This is a genomic window from Niabella ginsenosidivorans (assembly GCF_001654455.1).
Classification (GTDB): domain Bacteria; phylum Bacteroidota; class Bacteroidia; order Chitinophagales; family Chitinophagaceae; genus Niabella; species Niabella ginsenosidivorans.
Genome location: NZ_CP015772.1, coordinates 760,290 through 782,773 on the forward strand (window position 1 = coordinate 760,290; position 22,484 = coordinate 782,773).

Consider the following 22,484-nt stretch of genomic DNA (forward strand, 5'->3'; position numbering starts at 1 on the left):
TCAACGTTCACCATTCCATTCTGCCAGGAACTGTTCTGTAAATCCTTCCATATAACGATGGCGGTCTTCAGCCAGCTGCCTTCCGGTTGCTGTGTTCATTTTATCCTTTAGGAGGAACAGCTTTTCATAAAAATGATTCAGCGTAGGGGCTTCATTTTTTTTGTAAGCTGCTGCTGTTTGGTAGGCAACCGGTTTTATTACCGGGTCATAGAGCTTCCGGTTCTTAAACCCTCCGTAATTAAAGGCCCTGGCAATGCCAATGGCGCCCATGGCGTCTAACCGGTCAGCATCCTGCACAATATCCAGCTCGGGTGTTTTGTAAGATGAGCCGTTATAGCTTCCTTTAAAGGAAATGTGTCTGATAATATTTTCAACTGCGCTAATCGTCGCCTCATCTACCTGTTCTTTTTCCAGGAACGCTCTTGCCCGTTTCGGGCCCACTGTTTCATCACCATTATGGAATTTTGCATCGGCAATATCATGGAGCAATGCGCCCAGTTCTACTATCAACCGGTTGGCCTTTTCATGGGCTGCTATATGTCTGGCCGTTTTCCAAACGCGCTCAACATGAAACCAGTCATGCCCGCCCTCGGCATCCTGTAACTGCTGTTGTACAAAAGTGGCTGTATGATTAATGATTTGTTGCTCCCGTTCCATTGTGTTCAATTCCTCAACGAATATATTCATTTCAGGGCAAAGCCGCCGGGGGTGAACGCATCAATTTATTTTCACTGTGACTGGCCACTAATAATGTTCATTATATAAAGAACACGGATAAATGCCATTTGGCGCTTTTTCGTGTTCATTTTGAAAATAAAGAATAGTCTTTTATTCATTCATGCCTGCCTGCACCGGAGTTTCGGTCCGATCAGGCGGGTATCCGTGGCAAAATATCTTACAGATTTATGTGCTCACACTGCAACCAGCCGGTGATATTGAAAACAAACCTTATTTTTATAAGGGATAAAATATGGATAATTTAAAAAGTTTAATAAAAGAAGCAGCATTTTCTGTAAAGGAATGGGTGCTGGCCAACCGGCGGCACCTGCACCAACATCCTGAGCTTTCTTTCAGGGAATGGAATACCTGCGCTTTTATAAAAACCCAACTGGATGCGCTGGGAGTAAATTGGGAACCGGTTGCTGATACAGGCGTTATAGCGGTTATAAAAGGAGAACATCCTTCAGAAAAGGTAATAGCGCTGCGTGCAGATATTGACGCGCTGCCTATTACGGAGGAAAATACGGTGCAGTACCGGTCCTGTAACGAAGGGGTGATGCATGCCTGCGGGCATGATGTGCATACGGCTTCCTTATTGGGGGTAGCCAGGATACTTCAGTTCCTCCGGAAAGAATTTGCAGGAACGGTGAAGCTCATTTTTCAGCCGGGCGAGGAAATGCTGCCGGGAGGCGCTTCAAAGATCATTGCAGCCGGTGGTCTGAAAAACCCCGATGTGCAGGCAGTGCTGGGGCAGCATGTAATGCCGGCGATCCCTGCGGGAAAGATCGGGGTACGGTTGGGATTGTTTATGGCATCCATGGACGAAATAAAAATAGAAGTGACCGGAAAAGGAGGGCACGGGGCGGAACCGCATAAATGCATTGACCCGGTAATGATCACCTGTACCTTGCTGCAGGCTTTGCAGCAACTGGTAAGCCGGAATGCAGATCCGCTGATGCCTTCGGTGCTTTCTTTTGGAAAGCTAAGAGCAGATGGGGCTATCAATATTATTCCTGATAAAGTGCTGATAGAAGGTACGTTCAGGACCCTGAATGAAGGCTGGCGGGATGAAGCGCATAAAAAAATAAAAGAGCTGGCTACAGCACTGGTTGCCGGAATGGGAGGGGAGTGCCTGGTTGAGATACGTAAGGGATACCCGCATTTAAAAAATAATGAGGCCTTCGGGGATGCGATAACCGGCTACCTGGGTGAATATGCCGGCAGGGAAAACATTGTTCCTCTGGAGGTATGGATGGCTGCGGAAGATTTTGCTTATTATGCACAGGAGCTTCCTGCGTTCTTTTATTTACTGGGAGTGGGCAATGCGGCAAAGAACCTTACTTCATCCCTGCATACAGCTACTTTTAATATTGATGAAGCGGTGCTGGAGCTGAGCTGCGGCGGAATGAGCTATGCTGCCCTGCGGTGGCTGGGCAATCAGTGACCTATTCTAATGTCAACCCCATTATGTGGTTATCCGTAAAGCTGCCGTTGGTTTCCCGGATGAAATTTCGCTGAACACCTGCGTCTGTGAATCCCATTTTCCTGTATAAAGCAATGGCCGGTTCATTGGTTGCATGCACATTCAGCCAGATGTTTTTTAAAATGCATTTTTCTTTTGCCCACCGTATAGCAGTTTGCATCAGTGCCGTTCCCAGTCCCACCCGCTGCCATTCCTTGCGTATTGCAATGCCCAGTATGGCATTATGCCGCACTTTTGTTCTGGCTTCACCTCTCAGGTCCAGGCTCCCCACTATTTTTGAATGGGCAACCGCCACGATCAGGAGGCCGTTCTCACGCTCATTTAATGAGCGGATCCAGGCTTCCTCCTGTTGTTTTGTAAAGTTGAACTCGTCAGCCATAGTGATCAGGAACTCGCTTTCCTTCAGGTAACGCCAGCCAACATCCAGCAGGGCTGCTGCATCTGTCTTTACTGCGGCTCTTATCTGAACGGTAATCCTGTTCTTTAAAGTAACCGTTACGGGATCCATTTTCATGCTCAAACCTACGTGAAATTTCTTAATTCAAGATTCCGGGGAAAAAAAGGAGCCGGAGCCGTATGGCCTAAAAATGCTTCCCGGAAATTTAATAGATCCCTATTAATGAAAACTGATTTAATCAATACATTTGTCTGGATGAAGCTGATCAGGTTTGTCAGAAAACATAGGGCATGGGTCATAATAGCTGTGCTGGCTGTAGTGATCAAAGTAGTTTCCTTTTTTCCGGATGTTGTTGAAAAATATTACGCGCACGGTGTCTATATTTTCATATCCAGACTGCTGCGTTTTTTGTTTGGCTGGCTCCCCTTCAGCATCGGGGATATTGTTTATGCAGGTGTTATCACAGGACTGATCATCTATATTGTCCGGGTTATAAAAAGGCTGTTCAAAAAGAAGGCGCACCTCATCCGGTGGAAAAAATACCTGGCGGCATGCCTGTTTACGATCCTGTGCATTTATGTGATCTTCTATTCTTTCTGGGGGCTCAACTACAGCCGGCAGAGCATTGAAGAACAGTTTGGGTTAAATACAAAAAACATTACAGCCCGGGATCTGGATACCCTTGCACAACTGCTGCATGACCGTATTAACAGGGAAGCATCGGAAATGTCGCTAGCCGGCAGGGATTCTTTGCTGGATAATGATTTTCTTTTTAAGCAAAGTCAGGATGCCTACCGGCTGGCGCAGCAGCAATACCCGTTTCTGAACAGCCGGCCGGCCTCTGTTAAGTCTTCTTTGTTTGGCGAGCTGATGAATTATTCAGGGCTTCAGGGCTATTACAATCCTTTTTCCGGGGAGGCCCAGGTCAATACAACGATCCCCGTTTTTTTGCTGCCCTCTATAGTAACACACGAGATGGGGCACCAGGTGGGATATGCAAAAGAAAGCGAAGCAAATTTTTTAAGCTTTTTAACCAGCCATACATATCCTTCTGTTCATTTCCGGTATTCAACAGATTTTGTAATGTATGCATATGCGGTTAATGAGCTGTACCTGTATGACTCCATGAAAGTGAAAGCATACGACAGCACGCTGCATCCCAGGGTTAAAAGGGATTTTCAGACCTACCGGGAATTTTACAGGAAATATGAAAACCGTATAGAGCCGGTCATTCACTGGATTTACGGAAATTACCTGCGCGCGAATAACCAGCCTTCCGGCAACCGTTCTTATGACGAGGTGGTGATCTGGCTTATCGGCTGGTACAGGAAATACGGGCGGGCGGCGATATGAAGTAGGATTAAGGAATAAAAAATTTGAACTAAGGAATAAGGAAGGAGTGGCTCTTTTACATTGAAAGGATAGGTACTGACTGAGCACTGATAACTGAATACTGAAATTTACCCGTTAATTCCGATGTCCAGATCTCAATCCTTATCCGATAGGTATCGGACTGCAGCCGCATCCTGAAAGGTTTCGTAGTTTTAAAGCTTTGCAAAGATTTTCAATTTGACTTTATTTCAACATCTGATTCTTTAAATTTGATAAAATTTCAGATCGATGGACGTATTGATTCGGGCAGAACGGACAGAAGATTTTGAGGCCATTGCTCATGTAAACGAAGAAGCCTTTGGCAGAACAGAGGAGGCGATGCTGATCGATCAGCTCAGAAGCAGCGAAGCCTTTGTTCCTGAGCTTTCTTTGGTAGCAACAAAAGGCACTGAAATTTTTGGGCATATCTTATTTACAAAAATCAAGATCATTGACAGCCTGAGCCATTGCTATGAAAGTCTTGCATTAGCGCCCATTGCTGTGCGCACTGCTTACCAGCACCAGGGCATTGGTTCTGCACTGATACGGGAAGGGCTGCACCGCGCAAGGGAAATAGGATATCTTTCCGCCATTGTTTTGGGGCATGATGATTATTATCCACGCTTTGGGTTTACGCCTGCATCGCACTGGAATATTACAGCGCCTTTTGACGTACCGGATGAGGCTTTTATGGCTGTTGAGCTGGTGGAGAACGGGCTCAAAAATGTTTCGGGCATAGTTATCTATGCCAAAGAATTTGAAGCAGTATAAGGCTCTTTATTGTTCTTTTTCCATAAACAGATACAGACAGGGCAGGTTCCTACATATTTCAGGCACCGGGGTCTTATTCCCCGGGCATTAAAAACTGTTAGAACCGCAGTGCAACAGTAGCCGTTATATTTCTTAGCGGCTGTGGGTTTGCTGTAAAGGACTGCGACCAATATTTCTTATTGGCAATGTTGTTCAGCGGGCTTTACGTTTTTAAGCAGGTATGCTCTTTGTTCATTAGTTTCTGTAAACCGTTCCCGTTTATCTTCCTGAAGCCGGATGGTTAGATAGGCAACCGGTTTTCCATCGGTAGTGGTCACCCTGTCTTTTACAGCACCACCGGTAATATCAAAAGTCAGCACGTGGTTGGCACAAACAGTTATCATCAGCAACAACAGGTACTTTATCTTTTTATGCATGTCCGTTTTTGGGCGCAAAGTTGCTGCCGGAAAGAACCTGTATGATTACGAGATACGGAATTGCTGTTTTCGATATGCGGAATTTGTAATCTTGACAATAGGGCCTGCAGCTTAAAGTTTGAGGTTTCAGCCCCGGATCTCAATTCCCAATGATGTACAGGCTCACCGGGCCTGCTGTGTAAAATAAGCTTCCCAGAATTGAAAACGCTGGTCTGAAGGAACTGTTTTTTTGCTGTTGGTGTTGATGTTCATTACCGGTGGCTGCTCCTCATTGGCCTTTACAGCGGGCCATTCCGGTAGTCCTTTGCCATTGGGATCGCTGCTTTTAATAAAGTTGGCAAAATAGTTCAGGAAGGTTTCAGATGTTTTGTAGTCCTCTACGGTCCATTTTATTTGGGGCAGCAGGTACAGGTTACCCATACAATAGGGGATATCGCTGGCATGGCTGGCGCCGATAGGCTGTTTGTCTGCCGGAAGGTTGTTGGGGTTTATTTTACTGAAAAGATACCGGTATACTTTCTGGTTACTGTTTTTCCGGTGCAGGTCGAACCATTTCCAGGTACTGTAAACAATAAAGCGGTCGGATGCAATGTTGGCGGCGGATTGCCTGATTTCATCGGCGTTATTATGCGGAAAAACAGAAAGCACTTTTTCAAAATCAGCAGGGAAGTTTTCCTTCACTGCATTCGTGAAATTTTCTTTTGTTGGCGGCAGGCCTTTCAGAAATGCCCCTTCACCCGTTTCGGCTGAGTTCCAGCCCACCAGCAGCGGCACCATTGCCTGCCGGCGTGCTTCAAAAACCTGGGGCAGGGTATTGGGCAGAAAATAACCATCCAGTACCACCGGGAACCCGAAGCGGTGGGCGTCATTATACAACTGGAACAGCGCTGCTGTTGAAAGGCTCCGCAGCTCTTTTAGGGTCGGGTAACCTGCCTGATCGGCAAAGGTTTTCCCGATGGCCTCCGCGGAGTCCAGCGGAACGGGCGGCAGTGTAGGGTAGATGGCTGCGCCGCTTTCCCCGATAGCTCCGGCAAACAGACCCTTTGATAAGGGAGAAGCCATTTGCGCGCTTACAGAAATAGCGCCTGCAGATTCCCCGGCAATTGTAACGCGGTCAGGGTCACCACCAAATGCAGCAATGTTGTCATGTACCCATTGCAGCGCAGCCTGCTGGTCCAGCAGCCCGTAATTGCCGGATGCTTTGTAGTCTGCTTCCCTGCTCAGTTCCGGGTGGGCAAAGAAACCAAATATATTCAGGCGATAGTTAACGGTAATCGCTATAATTCCCTTTTGAGCCATTGCAGCACCATCATAACGTGGCTCGGATGACTCCCCTGCAACAAAACCGCCGCCATAAAAATAAACCAGCACCGGCAGCCGGCTGCCCTTATTATAGGGCGCCCAGATGTTTAAATACAGGCAGTCCTCGCTCATACTGTCGGAACGGTAGATCATGTCTCCGAAAACATTGGTCTGCACCGGCCTTGGCCCGAATTTTTTTGCAGAGCGCGTTCCGGTCCAGTTGTGCAGGGGTTGCGGCGCCTTCCATCTCAGATCACCTGTGGGCGGTTGTGCAAAGGGAACGCCCAGGAAAATATTCAGGCCCGTTTTTGCATCGCGGTAGCCTTCCAGCGTTCCATTCTTTACAGTGGTCAATACCGGTGGCTGCTGTGCAGATAATGCGGCCGTAAGAATCAAAAAAGAAAGGAGCACAGAAATATTTTTGAACATGAGCGCAGGTGTTATAATGGCTATGAAGATACATTATTTTTACCAGGCTGCAGTGGGTGCATCTTTATAAATGGTTGTAAAAATTTATCTTTGAGCGGTTAACACAGGTACAATGCGGTCCTGTTAACAAACCTTGAACAAGATCATTACTCAGAAAGAAAAGAGGGTTGTTATAAAAGAGCTTCCCGTTATTACGGGGGCAGACGGGTCTGCCACAGTGAGCCGTATCTTATAAGAATCGTTTGTGTCGCAGATCTGCAGGGAAAAGATCGGGAGCTTTTATATGAGCTTTCCAACAAATAAGCAGGTACAAGGCCATATTCCAGCCTGCATTCTGTTTTCAGGTGTGCGTTCTGTTTTGTCAATATACCTGAAAGGAAAAATTAAAATGAGGGCACTGGAAAAAGCATCGTATTGAGAAGTAAAAATAAGATAAATGCAACGTTTAATCGTGGATATGGATGGTGTGCTGGCAGATGTTTATAGTCAGTTCCGGAAATATGAAAAAGAAGAATCGGGTATAAACCAGGAGCCCCATGCGATTATAGGGAAAAAAGAGGGGGAAGCCTATAAAAATGTGCGTATTTATGTAAATACGCCGGGATTTTTTCTGGAGGCGCCGGTAATACCCGGGAGCATTGAAGTGATGGAGCAGCTGAACAGGGAGTATGAATTGTTTATTGTTTCTTCTGCGATGGAGTTTCCGCTGAGCCTTTATGAAAAATACCAGTGGCTGCAACAGCATTTTCCGTTTTTAAGCTGGCAGCAGCTGGTATTATGTGGTTCCAAGAAAGTGGTTTCCGGTGATATTATGCTGGATGATCATTTTAAAAACCTGGATCATTTTAACGGTAAAACTATTTTGTTCACACAGCCGCATAATCAGCTGGCTGATCCCGGCAGGCACGAACGGGTGAATAACTGGAAGGAAGTGGCGGAACTGTTGCTGCCACAGTGGTAGGATATCAAAACACCTGTCAGCAGCTGTTATTCTTTTCCCAGGATCACCTTTCTTAATAGCAGGAGTGCCTGTATGGTGGCAATTTCAATATTCTGTTCACGCTCAAAACGGAGCTGCAATAAACGGGTCACTATTTTTTCTTCATTGCCCGCTGCGATCCATACGGTGCCCACAGGTTTACGGTCGCTGCCCCCGTCCGGCCCCATAATACCGGATGTGGCTACGGCATAATCCGTTCCTAGTTGTTGCAGGGCTCCCTTTACCATTGCTTCCACGGTTTCACTGCTTACAGCACCCTGCGCCTGTAATATGCCTGCCGGCACCTGCAGCAATGCTTCCTTTATGGTATTGTCATAAGATACAATACTGCCCCTGTAATATTTTGAGGAACCGGGTATGCGCGTAATGGCATGGGCAATATTGCCCCCGGTGCAGCTTTCGGCGGTTGCCATTGTTTTTCCCTGTTGCAGCAGCAGGTGACCGATAACCGCTTCAACCGGCTCATCTTTTTTTGAAAGCAGGATGTCTTGCAGGAGGAATGTCATTTCCTCAAACAGCAGGTCTGTTTCTTCTTCCATCTTCCGGATATGGGTACCCTGGCAGGTGAGCCGCAGTTTTACCATTCCGTAGCTGGGCAGGTAGGCCAGCTTTATCTGTTTGGGGAGTTTTGCCTCAAAGTCAATTAACCGTTCGGCCACATAAGATTCACCCATGCCTGCGGTCACTGCTGTACGGTGAAGGATATGTGGGAATTTAAAATGCTGTAATAATCGGGGGATGACCTCATCTGAGAGCAGTCCCTTCATTTCATGCGGAACGCCGGGCAGTGCAATAAAAACGGTTTTCCTGTTGTTAATCATTTTCTCAAACCACATACCCGGCGCAGAACCGTTTGCGTTATGCAATACCTTTGCCACGTCCGGTACTTCCGCCTGTTTTTTATTTCTTTCCGAAATAGGCCCCGGCCTCCGGTAAACTTCCCGGAAAAGGTATTCAATGTGTTTGGCCACACCGGGATCAATGACCATTTTACCGTTAAAATAGTGATTCAGCAAAGGTTTGGTAATATCGTCAGCGGTCGGTCCCAGACCGCCTGTAAGGATAATGATTTGTGATTGCTGCGCCTCCTCATCCAGGGCATGCTCAATATCTGCAGCCACATCGCCGACGGCAACACGGCGTTTCACCCAAATGCCCACCTTATTAAATTCCTGCGCAATAAAAGCGCTGTTGGTATCAATGGTCTGGCCGATCAGTAATTCATCTCCTATCGTAATAATGGATGCGTTCATAATTGTTGTTCAATGAGGAGCAAATATCCTGAATTTATTCGATTTGAAGGATGTCTGGTGCAGTAATGGAAACTTTTGGGATGGCACAAAAGTAAATCATCAGCTGTTTTCTCAAAATCAGCAGTATTGAGGGCTGAAGATGTATTTATAGCTTCTGTCAGCCTTTATTTTAGCATAGCGGATCAGCTTCGGGTCTGCAGGTTATGAGCTCTCAGGTCTTTTATCAGGCCAGGTGTTTTCAGTTTTTTATTTTTTATTAAATATTCAAGATCATATTTGTTGTCGATCATTATCTGTTTGACATAATAATTGATATACTCAAGAATCCCCATCAGGTTAGCGATGATTCCATACGCGGTTAAATTTTTTGAGAGTAGCGTCCGGCCGGAATAATAGAGCTGAATTGATAAAATGACCGGTATAAAACAGATGAGCAGTAAATTGGTTTGTCTGGCCCTTTTGAACAGCGCAAGATTTTTTGCCTGTTGAATCTTAACCCCCTTTAAACTTCTTAGTTTTAATTTCCAGTAATGCTGTCCCTGCCACAGGATAAATGAGAACAGGAAAAGCCCGTAAAGAAGAAAGAGCGCATTTACAACAGGAAACAGAGTAAGAACAAGAAGAAAACAACATGAAAAAGTAATGGCTCCGGAAAGCTCTGCCGGATAATACCAGGTTAATCGTTTTATGAGTCTTCTTTTTGTCATTCGTAAGCGTATCCGGTTTATATGCTTATACTCTTTATAATTCTTAAAGTGGTGTATGCCTGCCGGGAAATCGCGTTCTGCCCGGCAGGCAATAGCACTATTCGTGCATTCGCGGCAGCTTTACCGGCGATATCAGTACTCAAATTTTCTCAGTGTGGGCGCCTTGAACCAGGTGGTAGCTACAACGGCTATGGTCATGCACCCGCCAAACAGCACAGAGGGGATCACGCCCATAAGGCGGGACATAACGCCACTCTCAAACTGGCCCAGCTCATTGCTGCTGGTTACAAACATACCGCTGACACTGCTGACACGCCCCCGCATATGATCTGGCGTCAGCAACTGCATTACAGTGCCTCTTACCACTACACTGATGCCATCCAGGATGCCCGAGATCATCAGCGCAAAGAAGGAGAGCAGGAACCATTTTGAACTGCCAAAAAGGATGATGCAGACCCCGTAACCTGCAACAGCGATCAGCATTTTTTTGCCCTGGGCTTTTTTCATAGGCGACAAGGTAAGAATGATTACGATAATGATCGCGCCGATATCTGAGGCTGCATTGAGCCATCCAAACCCGATCGGGCCGATCTTTAAGATATCACTGGCAAATACGGGTATCAGGGCAACGGCACCCCCGAAGAGTACAGCAAACATATCCAGGGCCATGGCCGCCAGCAATGCCTTTGTACTGAATACAAACTTCAGCCCTTCTTTAACGCTTTCCCAGGTTTTCTTTTCAAAATTGCCTTTAAATGGTGGCTTGGGCTTTAACTGGGTAAGCGCCAGCAAAGCCAGCAGGATAAAAGTGGCTATTACTGCCAACGTATTGCTGATGCCAACAAATGCTATTAAAAAACCGCCCAGTGCATGCCCTGTAACAGAGGCAGAAAGCCAGGTGCCCTGGTTCCAGGTGGTGGCATTCTGTAATAGTTTTTTGGGCACGATGGTAGCGATCATTGAGGTAAAAGAAGGCCCCACAAATGATCTTAAGATACCGGTGCAGAAGAAGGTTCCGTAAATGAACCACTCAATATGCCTGGTATGAAAAACGGCCTTTGCGGAGCCGGAAGAAAGAAATAATAAGAAACAGGCCGCCGCAAAATATCCGGAAATAGAACGAAGCAGCAACTTTTTTTTATCGCTGATATCCACCTTGTGGCCGGAATACAGCGCCAGCGATAAGGCTGGTATCACTTCAGACAGGCCGATGAGTCCGATTGCCAGCGGATCCCTGGTTAACTGGTAGATCCACCAGCCCACAACCGTTGTGATCATACGCATAGCGCATACGAATAAAAATCTTCCGGTCATCAGATTCCTGTATTCAGGGATGCGTACCGCAGCCAGCGGGTCATTTGTTATTTGTATTGAGGGTTGTTGTTCTTCTTCCATCGGGGCCACAAAATTAGGAATTGTCCGTCTTATGGCAAGTAAATAGGGTGGATGCCGCGGTCATAGGTCTGATCAAGCGCATCAATGATCACAGTCAAATGCCGGTCGGTATTGATAAAATCGGCATGTGATGCATCTATAAATAAAATGGGAAATGGCAGCTGTTTTATGTATTGCAAATAGGTTTCCTGGATATTATATAAATAATCATCAGGAATTTTCTGTTCATAGGAGCGTTGTCTCTTTTTTATGTTTTCCTGCAGCTTTCTTACCGGGGCGTGCAGATAGATCAGCAGCTGCGGCTGAACCAACTGCTGCTGTACAATTTCAAATAAACGCTGGTATAATTTATATTCGTCTTCAGACAGGGTCACTTTTGCAAACAGCAAAGACTTTGTGAACAGATAATCGCTGATGGTAAGCTTTTGGAAAATGCTTCTTTGCGCCAGCAGCTCCTGTAACTGCTTATACCGCTCTGCCATAAAGAACAGTTCCAGGGGAAAGGCATATTGCTGCGGATGTTCATAAAATTTGGGCAGGAATGGGTTGTCTGCAAAAGCTTCCAAAACCAAACGGGCATTTAGCTTTTTGCTTAAAGCGGTAGCCAGCGTTGTTTTGCCGGCGCCGATGTTGCCCTCTATGGTTATGAAATCATACTGCATAATAAGCGGTGCAAGGTACCTACAAATTTGAAACCTTACTGTTTTTTTACAAAAGAAGTATCCGGGCAGGCTTCCAGCAACCGGCTGACGGATTGATGAAGGAGCGGGTGCATTTTATCCGGGGCGATTTCATGCAGGGGCTCCAGCACAAATCTTCTTTCCGGAATGCGGGGATGGGGAATGGATACAATATTGCTGTTATAAACGAGATCATTATACAGTAGCAGATCGATATCAATGATCCTGGGGCCATACCGTTCCCTCCTTATACGGCCCATCTCATTTTCTATACCCAATAAGGCGCGCATTAACGGTTCCGGCTGCAGCTCCGTTGTTACCAAAAGAACCTGGTTGTAAAAGTCCGGCTGATCAGTAATGCCCCAGGCTTCGGTTTCATAAACAGAGGAGGCCCGTACAATCGGACCGATCCGCTCACCGGTCAAAATCCGTGCTTTTTCCAGGTTTTTTGACCGGTTACCTAAATTTCCACCAATTAATAAGTACGCTTCATTCATTTATGTAATATGGAGGCCAAATATCTTTAATTTTGGCGTTTCATCAAAGGATGTAATACTAAAGAATAAAAGATAGAGGATGCAGTATAGCCAGTCAAGAGCTTTGTGGGCCATTACCAAGGCAAGTTTTAAAGCCATTTTCAGTCAGCCGTCATCAATTTTTTTCAGCTTGCTTTTTCCCATTGTTTTTATTCTGATCTTTGGGGCTTTTGGCGACAGAGCACCGTCACCGGCTAAAGTAGCGGTCGATCCATCCAGTGATACCACTGTGGCTATTTTTGACAGCCTGAAACACAGCGCTTTTATGAAATTTGTAGCGTATGCGGATACGGCCTCAAGAAATGCTGATTTGCGCAAGGGAAAGCTGGATGCTGTCATGCTTATTAAGAAAAGTGCTGATACAATGCATCCTGTACAGGTACTGTTGCAATCGACCGAAGCCAGCGCCGGCGCTTTGCAGGGTTTAACGCATTCCATAGATTATGCAGCACTGCGCATGCAGCTGAAAGAGGCGCATATGAACCGGGAATATACGATCAGCACAGCAATAATCCCCGGCAAAAAATACCGGTCTATTGATTTTGTGCTTCCGGGACAATTGGGTTTCTCTGTCCTGTTCTCTACATTGTTTGGTATTGCGTTTATTTTCTTCAATCTGCGGGAGCAGTTGGTGCTAAAGCGCTTTTATGCCTCGCCGGTAAAAAAGATCAATATCCTGATTGGGATTGGCGCCAGCCGTTTATTCTTTCAACTGATCAACCTGGTTGTGCTGATCCTTCTGGGGCATTTCTTTTTGAACTTTACACTGGTTCACGGAGCGCTTACCTTTTTTGAGATGTTGCTGCTGTCCGTTATTATGCTCTTCCTCTTGATGGGAGTGGGCCTCATCATCAGCAGTATTGCAAAAAATGATACCATGATCCCGCTGATGATTAATGTATTCGGATTTCCGCAAATGCTGCTGGCAGGCACTTTCTTTCCTATAGAGGTATTTCCCGGCTGGATGCAGACGCTCTGCGAATTATTACCGCTGACCCAGTTCAATGATGCTATGCGGAAGATCTCTTTTGAAGGGCTGCATTTATACGACTGCTGGAGGGAGATCGGTTACCTGGGTATATGGATCGTTGTAACGTATTTTATTGTTTCAAAAACCATGCGGTGGGAGTAAGGTATGTAAAATAATAAATAAGAAAGAGTGGAAATGGTAAAATGTAGCATATTGGATCAGGAATGCAGAATGGAAGGGACTGAATTGTGGTTGATGGTTTATTCCAATGCTGATGACTGCGTCTGAAAACTGATAATAATAAATTAAGAATGAAGAGATCATTGTGGAAACAGGACGTACTATGTGAATCTGAAAACTGATCCCGATAGCCATCGGGACTGAAGACTTATAATGAAATATATCCGGTTATTACTGATCAGTATTGTTGCGCTGGCATTTTGCATGTGTGGCGTTACGCTGCTTTTACCCTCAAACGTAAAAGTGTCCAGGGCCATAAATCTGTATGCAGGCTCCGATGCTGTTTTGAACAACATCAGCGATCTTTCAAAATGGAAAAACTGGTACCCGGGGTTTGACAGTCTGGAGCTGACAAATACGGAAAGCCGTAACGGGAAAATGATAACAGCGGAGGTAAAAGGCGTCCGGCTTCGGATAATAACAGATAATGATTCCCTGGTAACGGTTGAAATGAAAAAAGGCGCCCGGCCGGTATATAATAACTGGAGACTGATCCGTTATACGGCTTCTGATTCGCTAACCTTGCAGAATTATATGGATTTCCATTTTAAATGGTATCCCTGGGAACGCTTTTCGGGCCTGTTGCTGGACCGGTCATACGGGGCAACCATGGAGCAGGGGTTAAAAAATTTAAAGACACTTTATGATAAAACGGCAGCGCTCCGGTAAAACCGGTCATCAGGGAAGGTTGTTATAATTCTATAAATTTCAGGTTCCTTTGTAAGCCCTTTAATTTGGCCCTTTTAATGGGAGAGTGTTTGAATATTCTGCGGAACTGCTCCTCGGAAAATTGTTCCCATTCTTTTGTGGAAAAGTTCAGTACTTCCGGCAATGGCTGGAAGTCCGCTTCCTGTGTAGGTTTGCTAAACCGGTTCCAGGGGCATACATCCTGGCATACATCGCAGCCAAAGGCCCAGTTATCAAACCGGCCCTGCATTTCACCGGGAATGAGCGCATCTTTCAATTCAATGGTAAAATAGGAAATGCATTTACTGCCGTCTATAACTTTATCGGGCAATATTGCATTTGTGGGGCATGCATTGATGCACCGGGTACAGGTGCCGCAAAAATCCTTTGCATAAGGATCATCATACAGCAATGTCAGATCCGTGATCAGGGTTGCAATAAAAAAGAAGGAGCCGGCATCCCGGGTAAGGAGGTTGCCGTTCTTGCCGATCCATCCCAGCCCGCTTTTTTTTGCCCAGGCTCTTTCCAGTACGGGGGCGGAATCAACAAACCCCCTTCCCTGCACCTCACCGATGTTTTCATTGATCAATGCCAGCAAGGTTTTCAGCCGGCCACGGATCACTTCATGATAATCATTTCCATAGGCATATTTGGAAATTTTAGGCCCGTCTGTTTGCTGTTGTTGCCCGGGAAAATAATTCATCAGCAGCGTAATGACCGACCGGGCACCGGGCACCAGCCTGGTAGGGTCAATTCTTAGCTCAAAATGGTTTTCCATATAACCCATCTGGCCATGCATTCCCTTTGACAGCCATTTTTCCAGCCGCCGGGCATCTTCATCCAGCCGTTCCGCTTTTGCAATACCGCAATAATCAAAACCCAGCTCTTTGCTGAAGCGTTTAATCAGTTGTGTATAGTGCAAAGCTGTGTTCACCCGGTAAAATTAATTGCTTGATTTTAATTACGGGGTTAAATTTACTCTGAGAAAAATGCAGTATATAAGGTGTTAATGGGGCCGGGGCTCTTTTACCGAATATTATGCTATGGATTTCAGTGACGACGTGGTGCTGATGGGCACGACGGGCCGGATCATACAGCCATAGCCGAAGGGAAGATTGTTGTGTGTAGTATATCATGGAAAAGCAGGAAAAGGGTTATCTGTTGAAATGAGTGTAAAGCATGGCCCTGTAAAGCTGTTGTCGGTTTTGGAAACAAAAGACGGAAAATTAAAATTACTGGTAGCTGAGGGCGCATCTGCGCCCGGGCCTGTATTAAAGATCGGGAATACCAACAGCCGGTATCGGTTTCCGATTGGCGCAAAGAGTTTTGTAAACGGATGGAATACCAATGGACCGGCACACCACTGTGCTGTGGGAGTAGGGCATATTGCTTCAAAAATAAAAAAAACGGGCGCTTGCTGAATATAGAGGTCACCAAAGTATGCTGAGATACCGGAATACAGGCCGGCTATTGCTGCGGACCATGCACCTGCTTGTGAACTGTAAATTCGGGAACAGGTCCCGGGTTACCGTTTTTATCAAATGCAAAAATAGTGCGCAGCCCCTGTTGGGCCTCACTGATTACTATTCAGTTCTTATTTTATTACAGGATACCGGTTCCACAGGGTGCAAAAGATTATCATAAAACCGGCATCTGTTGGCAATATAACATCCGGCAGGCATCCTTTAAATTCCCTTATGACACTATAGTAAGCAACTGAAAATTAAAGATGGACGTTTCAGATTCCTGCAAACACGGGCGCCCCGTATTTCCTGCCCGGCAGGCAACATCCTGTACGTGTAGGAGCCGGGCTGACACCCGGTACAAACCGGATGAGGTTAAGACGCAGGACACTCATTTAATAAACCTGCTAATTTTTCATAAATCATTTATAATTACTGAATTATAGTCATGCTGATATGAGGCGAACTGACAAATTTTCCTAAAAATCCGGCCTGGATTTTGATTTGCTATAAAGATACCGGATACAGGCAACTGATCCGGGATGCCAGAGGCATTCAGAATCCAAAATCAGTAAACCTGTAACTACTAACAAATACAATTATGAATTTAGGAAATTTTACAATTAAAGCAGCGGAGGCATTTCAACAGGCCCAGCAGTTGGCTTTTAATGCTAAGAACCCGAATATAGAAACAGAACATATTTTAAAAGCATTATTAGAACAGGAAGATTCCCCGGTGGATTTCCTGCTGAAGAAAAATAATGTGACGGTTAACCTCGTCCGCAATAAGCTGGATGAGCTGATCCACAAACTGCCCACTACCAGCGGAGAGCCCGCACAGCAGATCAGCAGGGAGGCCAATAATGTGGTTTTAAGGGCCGGGGCAGATCTGAAGCAGTTCAACGATGAGTTTATTACGCCGGAACATTTGCTTTTGGCCATTGTTCAGGGAAATGATGTGGTTGCCAAACTGCTCAAAGACGCAGGGCTTACAGAAAAGGGCCTTGTTACAGCCATCAAAGATCTCAGAAAAGGAGGCAGCGTTTCTTCCCAGACCCAGTCGCAGGAGTTCAATGCCTTGAATAAATATGCAAAGAACCTGAATGAACTGGCCCGCCAGGGAAAGCTGGATCCCGTTATCGGGCGTGATGAAGAGATCCGCCGTACCCTGCACATATTAAGCCGCCGTACAAAAAATAACCCCATTCTGGTAGGTGAGCCGGGCGTAGGTAAAACCGCCATTGTAGAGGGGCTGGCCCATCGTATTATAAACGGTGACGTGCCGGAAAATCTGAAATCCAAGGTGATCTTTGCCCTGGATATGGGCTTGCTGATTGCCGGTGCAAAATATAAAGGAGAATTTGAGGAACGCCTGAAAGGAGTGGTGAAAGAGGTAAGCAGCAGTGACGGGGAAATTATTTTGTTTATTGACGAGATCCATACCCTGGTAGGCGCCGGGGGCGGAGAAGGCGCCATGGATGCAGCCAATATCCTGAAACCGGCTCTGGCCCGCGGCGAACTGAGAGCTGTTGGGGCCACCACCTTAAATGAATACCAGAAATTTTTTGAAAAAGATAAGGCCCTGGAACGCCGTTTTCAGAAAGTTACAGTAGATGAGCCTTCAGTGGAAGATGCCATTTCTATTTTACGCGGGTTAAAGGATAAATATGAAACGCATCACCATGTGCGCATTAAAGATGAGGCAATTATAGCTGCGGTTGAATTGTCGCACCGGTACATAACAGACCGTTACCTGCCGGACAAGGCCATTGACCTTGTAGATGAAAGCGCGGCCAAGCTGCGCCTGGAAATGAACTCAATGCCGGAAGAGCTGGACCGGCTGAACCGCCATATCCGCCAGCTGGAAATTGAAAGGGAAGCCATTAAGCGCGAAAATGATGAAGATAAGCTCAGACAACTGAATACGGATATAGCCAACCTGGCCGTTGAACGTGATACCATAACAGCCAAATGGCAGGAAGAAAAAGAACTGGTAGAAAAGATCCAGAACGGAAAAGCACAGATTGAACAGTTAAGGGTGGAGGCAGAGAAGGCAGAACGGAATGGTGATTATGGCCGGGTAGCCGAAATCCGCTATGGTAAGATCAAGGAAGAAGAAGAAAACATTGTGAAATACACCAAAGAGCTGAACGAGACTACGGAAAGCAGGCTGCTGAAAGAAGAGGTAGATGCTGAAGACATTGCAGAAAGTGTGGCAAAGGCAACCGGCATTCCTGTAACCAAAATGCTGCAAAGCGATAAGGAGCGTTTATTGCACCTGGAAGACCATTTGCACCAGCGGGTCATAGGGCAGGATGAAGCCATAACAGCAGTAGCTGATGCGGTGCGCAGAAGCAGGGCCGGTCTTCAGGATCCCCGCAAGCCCATCGGCTCCTTTATCTTCCTGGGCACAACGGGCGTGGGAAAGACAGAGCTGGCTAAAGCGCTGGCAGAATTCCTGTTTGATGATGAAAGTATGATGACGCGCATTGATATGAGTGAATACCAGGAAAAACATACAGTGAGCCGTCTGGTGGGCGCCCCTCCGGGATATGTGGGGTATGAGGAAGGCGGCCAGCTGACGGAAGCGGTGCGCAGGAAGCCCTACAGCGTGGTATTGCTGGATGAAATTGAGAAAGCGCACCCTGATGTATGGAATGTGCTGCTCCAGGTGCTGGATGACGGCCGGCTGACGGATAATAAAGGCCGGGTGGTAAACTTTAAAAATACCATCATCATTATGACCAGCAATATCGGAAGCCATTTGATACAAAGTGCTTTTGAAGGGGTTTCTGAGAAAAATGTGGATGAAGCAGCTGAAAAAGCCAGGGTAGAGGTAATGAGCCTGCTGCGTGAAACCATCCGCCCCGAGTTCCTGAACCGGGTAGATGAGATCATCATGTTCCATCCATTACTGAAAAGAGATATTGTGGCCATTGTAAAGCTCCAGTTGAACGACCTTAAAAAGCTGGTGGCACAGAACGGGATCCAGCTGGAATTCAGCGATTATCTGCTTGAGTTCCTGGCAGACCAGGGGTATGACCCACAGTTTGGGGCCCGTCCGCTGAAAAGGCTCATTCAGAAGGAAATTGTGAATCAGCTGAGCAAGCGGATCTTACAGGGAGACCTGGATCGGAGCAAGCCGGTTCTGGTGGATGTATTTGATAATAATGTGGTCTTTAGAAATGAGCAAAAGACCGCTTAAATAAAGTGCAGGAAAGATCCCCGGAACACGGGGATTTTTCTTATAAAGGGTTGCAGGGGGGCAGTTTTTAAACTATTGCCGGTCAGTGGCTTGAAGGGATGGCTTTTTGAACCGGAAGAAAAAATTTGTCAGATCAAAAAAAAAATTATCTTCAACCGCTTTTTTGAAATTTTTGTTGTATTTATGTGTTGATTTTTAAAAGTTTAAAGTTGAAAGCACTCCCCTCTAAACCAGAAAAATGAATTAATAGTATGAGCGTTAAAAAAGATGCTGAGGAAATAATTGAACCCAAAGATGTGTTTGTGGGCAAAAAAGATGCGCCCATAACCCTGATGGAATTTGGAGAATATGAAAGCGAAGAATGTGCCAAAGCAAATGAAGTTGTGAAGCAGATCCTGGAGGCTTATGAAGGAAAAGTAAAATTCAATTTCCGGCATTTTCCACAAACAAGAATTCATCAGAGAAGCCTGAAGGCAGCTGAGTCTGCCATTGCCGCCGCCCAGGAGGGAAAATTCTGGGAAATGCATAACGTGCTGTTCCAAAACAGGAGGAACCTCGGCACTACCAGTTTAAAATTGCATTCCAAGGATGCAGGCGTAAAGAATAAAAATTTCCTGGAGGAACTGGTGAATGGTACTTATGGCTGGCAGGTGCAGGATGATTTAAAATATGGTTTGGATCTGGGGGTAAAAGAGGTGCCTACCTTCTTTATAAACGGAGTAATGATAAAAGGCAAAACCACTTATGCGCTGTTGAGCGGAGCCATTGAAGAAGCATTAAAAGGAGTAAAGAAAAAAGCAGCCGCAAAAACAAAAGCAAAGCCTAAAACTGCTGCAAAAACACCAGCAAAGACTAAAGCAAAATCAAAGTAAGTATCTGGTAAAAGATTAAATGCCAGATGTTTTATTGCGCTATATATCTTAAGCGTCACAATAGCATCATTAAATTGTAAACTTTTTTATACGTCTCGTGAAACCCTTTGCTGTAAAGGGTTTCACGCTTTTATATACCCCGGCCTGCCGCTTAACTATTAAGCAAACGGCTGTTGTTCCGCCCGGTGCCGGGTATAAAAAATAAGAGAACGAGGCGAAAAGATTTTTTTTCTGCATACGAAAAAAAAATAGCGGATTAAATTTTTTTTATGTTGAATAAATGTGGATATTCGCTGTCCCGCGAAACCTTTTTTGTCACTATAGAGAAAATGATTTTTGCCGGACCTTTAAGAGAAACTTATCTAAATGAACATATAAATTACGTAACTTCTGATGGAGAAAAATGTCGAAAAAATCTGGTCTAATTGCTTAAAGATTATAAAAGACATTGTTGAATGGCAGCACTACAAAACATGGTTTGAACCTATTAAAGCGATCTCATTAAAAAATAATGTACTGGTCATTCAGGTGCCCAGTCAATTCTTTTTTGAATATCTTGAAGAACATTACGTAAATTTATTGGCAAAGACATTAAAACGTGAGCTAGGAAAAGAAGCACGCCTGGAATACCGGATAATGGTAGACAGTGGTAACAGCAAAAACAAACCGCTGACAATGGACGTAACAGGCACTGGTTACAAAACCTATTCTAATAACGAAATGGACTTTCCACTCGTGATTAATAATCCTGTAAAAAATCCGTTTGTTATTCCCGGCATTAAAAAAATGCAGATTGACCCCCAGTTGAACATCAACTATACGTTTGATGCTTATATTGAGGGGGATTGTAACCGTGTGGCCCGCCGTGCTGGTAAAACGGTTGCCGAAAAGCCGGGCGCGAACTCTTTTAACCCGTTGGTCGTATACGGCGGGGTGGGGCTTGGAAAAACACACCTGGTGCAGGCCATTGGGAATGAGGTAAAGAAAATGCACCCTAATAAGATCGTACTTTATGTAAGCTCTGAAAAGTTCATCAACCAGTTTATGGATCATAGCCGAAACAACGCGATCAATGATTTTATTCATTTTTACCAGTTGATCGATGTTCTGATCGTGGATGATGTACAGTTTTTCAATAAAGCTGAAAAGTCGCAGGATGCTTTTTTTGCCATCTTTAACCATTTGCACCAGTCCGGAAAACAACTGATCCTTACTTCAGATAAATCTCCCAAAGACCTGGAAGGGGTACAGGAGCGCCTGCTGAGCAGGTTTCGTTGGGGCTTAAGTGCTGATTTACAGATACCGGATTATGAAACGCGTATTGAGATCCTGGAGCGCAAGATGAAGGCCGACGGACTGGAAATGCCCAGGGAGGTGGTGAAGTATATTGCTTATAATATTAATAGTAATGTAAGGGAACTGGAAGGAGCTTTGATCTCTTTGTTAGCACAATCTTCGCTGAACAGGAGGGAAATTGATCTTGACCTGGCAAAGAAGGTCTTACGCAATTTCATCAAGTCATCCAGCAAGGAGATCACCATAGACACCATCCAGAAAATGGTGTGCGATTATTTCAATGTGCCCTATGATAAACTGCTGCAGAAAACCCGTAAACGGGAAATTGTGCAGGCCCGCCAGATCACTATGTACCTGGCCAAGTCATTTACCAAGAACAGCCTTAAAACAATCGGGGAGCATTTTGGCGGAAGAGATCATACAACCGTGATCCATTCCTGCCAGACGGTAAAGGACCTGATGGATACAGATGCTGTTTTCCGTGAAAATGTGCTGGAACTGCATCAGAAAGTACAGTTAGCGGCTATGTAATAAAAGCACCGTTCTTTTTAAAATTATTTTCCTGAATTCGGGGTATTTTTTAGTTTATATAATTGAGTTTCTCTATTTTTGCAACCCCTGTAAGGAATTCAGCCGGTGAGGTGGATGAGTGGCTGAAATCAGTAGTTTGCTAAACTGCCGTACGGGTTAAACTGTACCGCGGGTTCGAATCCCGCCCTCACCGCAATTAAGATGATCAAATCTTTGTAAAAAGCTCGGAAATGCAGTGTTTTCGGGCTTTTTTCTTTTCCTGCCCTATCAAAATTGCATAAAAAATCTCTATTTTAAAGCGCGTAAATCGTTGAGTCTTTGAACCTCCAAAAAAGTACTCAACGGATTCGGCGCAAACCCGCTCCCGGTAAGGGTTCAGCGGATGAACATCTTGTTTTGGAAAGAGCTCATTTCGACATTTGTAAACCTTAAAATGAGCAATTATGTTAGAAAAAGGTACCAGGCTGTTTTTCTTATTAAAAAAGCCCCCAAATTGCCAGAAAGGTAATTCCAAAAACGTTTATTTAAAAATTACAGTAGATGGCATTCCCAAAGAGCTTTCCTGTAAGCGGAAATGAGGCCCCCGGCGCTGGAATGTGCATGCTGGCCGGGCCTCTGGTACTTGTACACTTTGCAAACGATGCCTTTGATCCAAAGGGTAATTGCCGGATCGTGGAAAAATGGTAACAGCCATCGTCATTCATGACGAGATTATTGTGGGGAAGAACATCGCCGGAAATTGCAGCTTCACCAGATGCGA

At 45.4% G+C, this 22,484-nt stretch carries 21 protein-coding genes and 1 tRNA gene; 12 read left to right on the plus strand and 10 right to left on the minus strand.

Going from position 1 to position 22,484, the window contains the following annotated elements; translation table 11 throughout:
- Positions 1-657, minus strand: a complete 657-nt coding sequence (locus A8C56_RS03260; RefSeq protein WP_067761535.1) for an HD domain-containing protein — start codon at positions 655-657, stop codon at positions 1-3.
- A gap of 313 nt (positions 658-970) precedes the next feature.
- Here A8C56_RS03260 and A8C56_RS03265 point away from each other — a divergent pair, with 313 nt between their 5' ends.
- Positions 971-2,164, plus strand: a complete 1,194-nt coding sequence (locus A8C56_RS03265; protein ID WP_067752012.1) for a M20 metallopeptidase family protein — start codon at positions 971-973, stop codon at positions 2,162-2,164.
- A 1-nt stretch (position 2,165) separates the two neighbouring features.
- Here the strand turns inward: A8C56_RS03265 and A8C56_RS03270 are convergent, their stop codons facing one another.
- Positions 2,166-2,717 carry a GNAT family N-acetyltransferase gene (locus A8C56_RS03270; RefSeq protein ID WP_067752015.1) on the minus strand — a complete coding sequence of 184 codons (552 nt, stop codon included), beginning with the start codon at positions 2,715-2,717 and terminating at the stop codon, positions 2,166-2,168.
- Positions 2,718-2,822: 105 nt separating this feature from the next.
- On the opposite strand from A8C56_RS03270, the gene A8C56_RS03275 reads away from it, so the two are divergent.
- Together A8C56_RS03275 and A8C56_RS03280 are read left to right on the plus strand one after the other, a co-directional pair.
- Positions 2,823-3,953 (plus strand): DUF3810 domain-containing protein, encoded by a 1,131-nt coding sequence (locus tag A8C56_RS03275; RefSeq protein WP_245645730.1) that lies wholly within the window; start codon positions 2,823-2,825, stop codon positions 3,951-3,953.
- A gap of 267 nt (positions 3,954-4,220) precedes the next feature.
- Positions 4,221-4,742 carry a GNAT family N-acetyltransferase gene (locus A8C56_RS03280; protein ID WP_067752018.1) on the plus strand — a complete coding sequence of 174 codons (522 nt, stop codon included), beginning with the start codon at positions 4,221-4,223 and terminating at the stop codon, positions 4,740-4,742.
- Between the two features lie 176 nt (positions 4,743-4,918).
- On the opposite strand, the gene A8C56_RS03285 is transcribed toward A8C56_RS03280, so the two are convergent.
- Both A8C56_RS03285 and A8C56_RS03290 read right to left on the minus strand, forming a co-directional pair.
- Complete coding sequence (locus tag A8C56_RS03285; protein WP_067752020.1) at positions 4,919-5,158, minus strand: hypothetical protein; 240 nt, start codon at positions 5,156-5,158, stop codon at positions 4,919-4,921.
- Between the two features lie 162 nt (positions 5,159-5,320).
- Positions 5,321-6,889: a carboxylesterase/lipase family protein gene (locus A8C56_RS03290; protein WP_067752023.1), complete on the minus strand. Its 1,569-nt coding sequence runs from the start codon at positions 6,887-6,889 to the stop codon at positions 5,321-5,323.
- Between the two features lie 436 nt (positions 6,890-7,325).
- Here A8C56_RS03290 and A8C56_RS03295 point away from each other — a divergent pair, with 436 nt between their 5' ends.
- Positions 7,326-7,850 (plus strand): 5' nucleotidase, NT5C type, encoded by a 525-nt coding sequence (locus A8C56_RS03295; RefSeq protein ID WP_067752026.1) that lies wholly within the window; start codon positions 7,326-7,328, stop codon positions 7,848-7,850.
- Positions 7,851-7,876: 26 nt separating this feature from the next.
- Here the strand turns inward: A8C56_RS03295 and A8C56_RS03300 are convergent, their stop codons facing one another.
- The 5 genes from A8C56_RS03300 to folK all read right to left on the minus strand — a co-directional run bounded on the left by A8C56_RS03300 (position 7,877) and on the right by folK (position 12,421).
- Positions 7,877-9,142, minus strand: a complete 1,266-nt coding sequence (locus A8C56_RS03300) for a CinA family nicotinamide mononucleotide deamidase-related protein (protein ID WP_067752029.1) — start codon at positions 9,140-9,142, stop codon at positions 7,877-7,879.
- Positions 9,143-9,324: 182 nt separating this feature from the next.
- The gene (locus tag A8C56_RS03305) at positions 9,325-9,849 is read right to left on the minus strand and encodes a hypothetical protein (RefSeq protein ID WP_067752033.1); all 525 of its coding nucleotides are present in this window, start codon (positions 9,847-9,849) and stop codon (positions 9,325-9,327) included.
- A gap of 132 nt (positions 9,850-9,981) precedes the next feature.
- On the minus strand, positions 9,982-11,244 hold the full coding sequence (locus tag A8C56_RS03310; protein WP_067752036.1) for an MFS transporter: 1,263 nt from the start codon (positions 11,242-11,244) through the stop codon (positions 9,982-9,984).
- A gap of 29 nt (positions 11,245-11,273) precedes the next feature.
- A complete protein-coding gene (locus A8C56_RS03315; protein ID WP_067752039.1) occupies positions 11,274-11,906 on the minus strand; it encodes a deoxynucleoside kinase in 633 nt (210 codons plus the stop codon).
- Between the two features lie 35 nt (positions 11,907-11,941).
- Positions 11,942-12,421, minus strand: a complete 480-nt coding sequence (folK, locus tag A8C56_RS03320; RefSeq protein WP_067752041.1) for a 2-amino-4-hydroxy-6-hydroxymethyldihydropteridine diphosphokinase — start codon at positions 12,419-12,421, stop codon at positions 11,942-11,944.
- A 79-nt stretch (positions 12,422-12,500) separates the two neighbouring features.
- On the opposite strand from folK, the gene A8C56_RS03325 reads away from it, so the two are divergent.
- The gene (locus A8C56_RS03325) at positions 12,501-13,592 is read left to right on the plus strand and encodes an ABC transporter permease (protein ID WP_067752043.1); all 1,092 of its coding nucleotides are present in this window, start codon (positions 12,501-12,503) and stop codon (positions 13,590-13,592) included.
- Between the two features lie 231 nt (positions 13,593-13,823).
- On the plus strand, positions 13,824-14,339 hold the full coding sequence (locus A8C56_RS03330) for an SRPBCC family protein (RefSeq protein ID WP_067752045.1): 516 nt from the start codon (positions 13,824-13,826) through the stop codon (positions 14,337-14,339).
- A 22-nt stretch (positions 14,340-14,361) separates the two neighbouring features.
- On the opposite strand, the gene queG is transcribed toward A8C56_RS03330, so the two are convergent.
- Complete coding sequence (gene queG, locus A8C56_RS03335; protein WP_067752047.1) at positions 14,362-15,291, minus strand: tRNA epoxyqueuosine(34) reductase QueG; 930 nt, start codon at positions 15,289-15,291, stop codon at positions 14,362-14,364.
- A gap of 232 nt (positions 15,292-15,523) precedes the next feature.
- Between queG and A8C56_RS24940 the strand changes: the two genes are divergently transcribed.
- The 6 genes from A8C56_RS24940 to A8C56_RS24320 all read left to right on the plus strand — a co-directional run bounded on the left by A8C56_RS24940 (position 15,524) and on the right by A8C56_RS24320 (position 22,411).
- Entirely contained in the window at positions 15,524-15,778 is a 255-nt protein-coding gene (locus tag A8C56_RS24940; RefSeq protein WP_245645732.1) for a hypothetical protein, read from the plus strand.
- A gap of 643 nt (positions 15,779-16,421) precedes the next feature.
- The gene (clpB, locus tag A8C56_RS03350) at positions 16,422-19,025 is read left to right on the plus strand and encodes an ATP-dependent chaperone ClpB (RefSeq protein WP_067752053.1); all 2,604 of its coding nucleotides are present in this window, start codon (positions 16,422-16,424) and stop codon (positions 19,023-19,025) included.
- A gap of 251 nt (positions 19,026-19,276) precedes the next feature.
- Positions 19,277-19,897, plus strand: coding sequence for a DsbA family protein (locus A8C56_RS03355; RefSeq protein WP_067752055.1), 621 nt, complete (start codon positions 19,277-19,279; stop codon positions 19,895-19,897).
- A 393-nt stretch (positions 19,898-20,290) separates the two neighbouring features.
- Positions 20,291-21,724, plus strand: a complete 1,434-nt coding sequence (dnaA, locus tag A8C56_RS03360; RefSeq protein ID WP_067752057.1) for a chromosomal replication initiator protein DnaA — start codon at positions 20,291-20,293, stop codon at positions 21,722-21,724.
- A 104-nt stretch (positions 21,725-21,828) separates the two neighbouring features.
- A tRNA-Ser gene (locus A8C56_RS03365) sits at positions 21,829-21,917 on the plus strand.
- A gap of 347 nt (positions 21,918-22,264) precedes the next feature.
- Positions 22,265-22,411, plus strand: coding sequence for a hypothetical protein (locus A8C56_RS24320; RefSeq protein ID WP_157097865.1), 147 nt, complete (start codon positions 22,265-22,267; stop codon positions 22,409-22,411).
- The last annotated feature ends 73 nt before the right edge of the window (positions 22,412-22,484 follow it).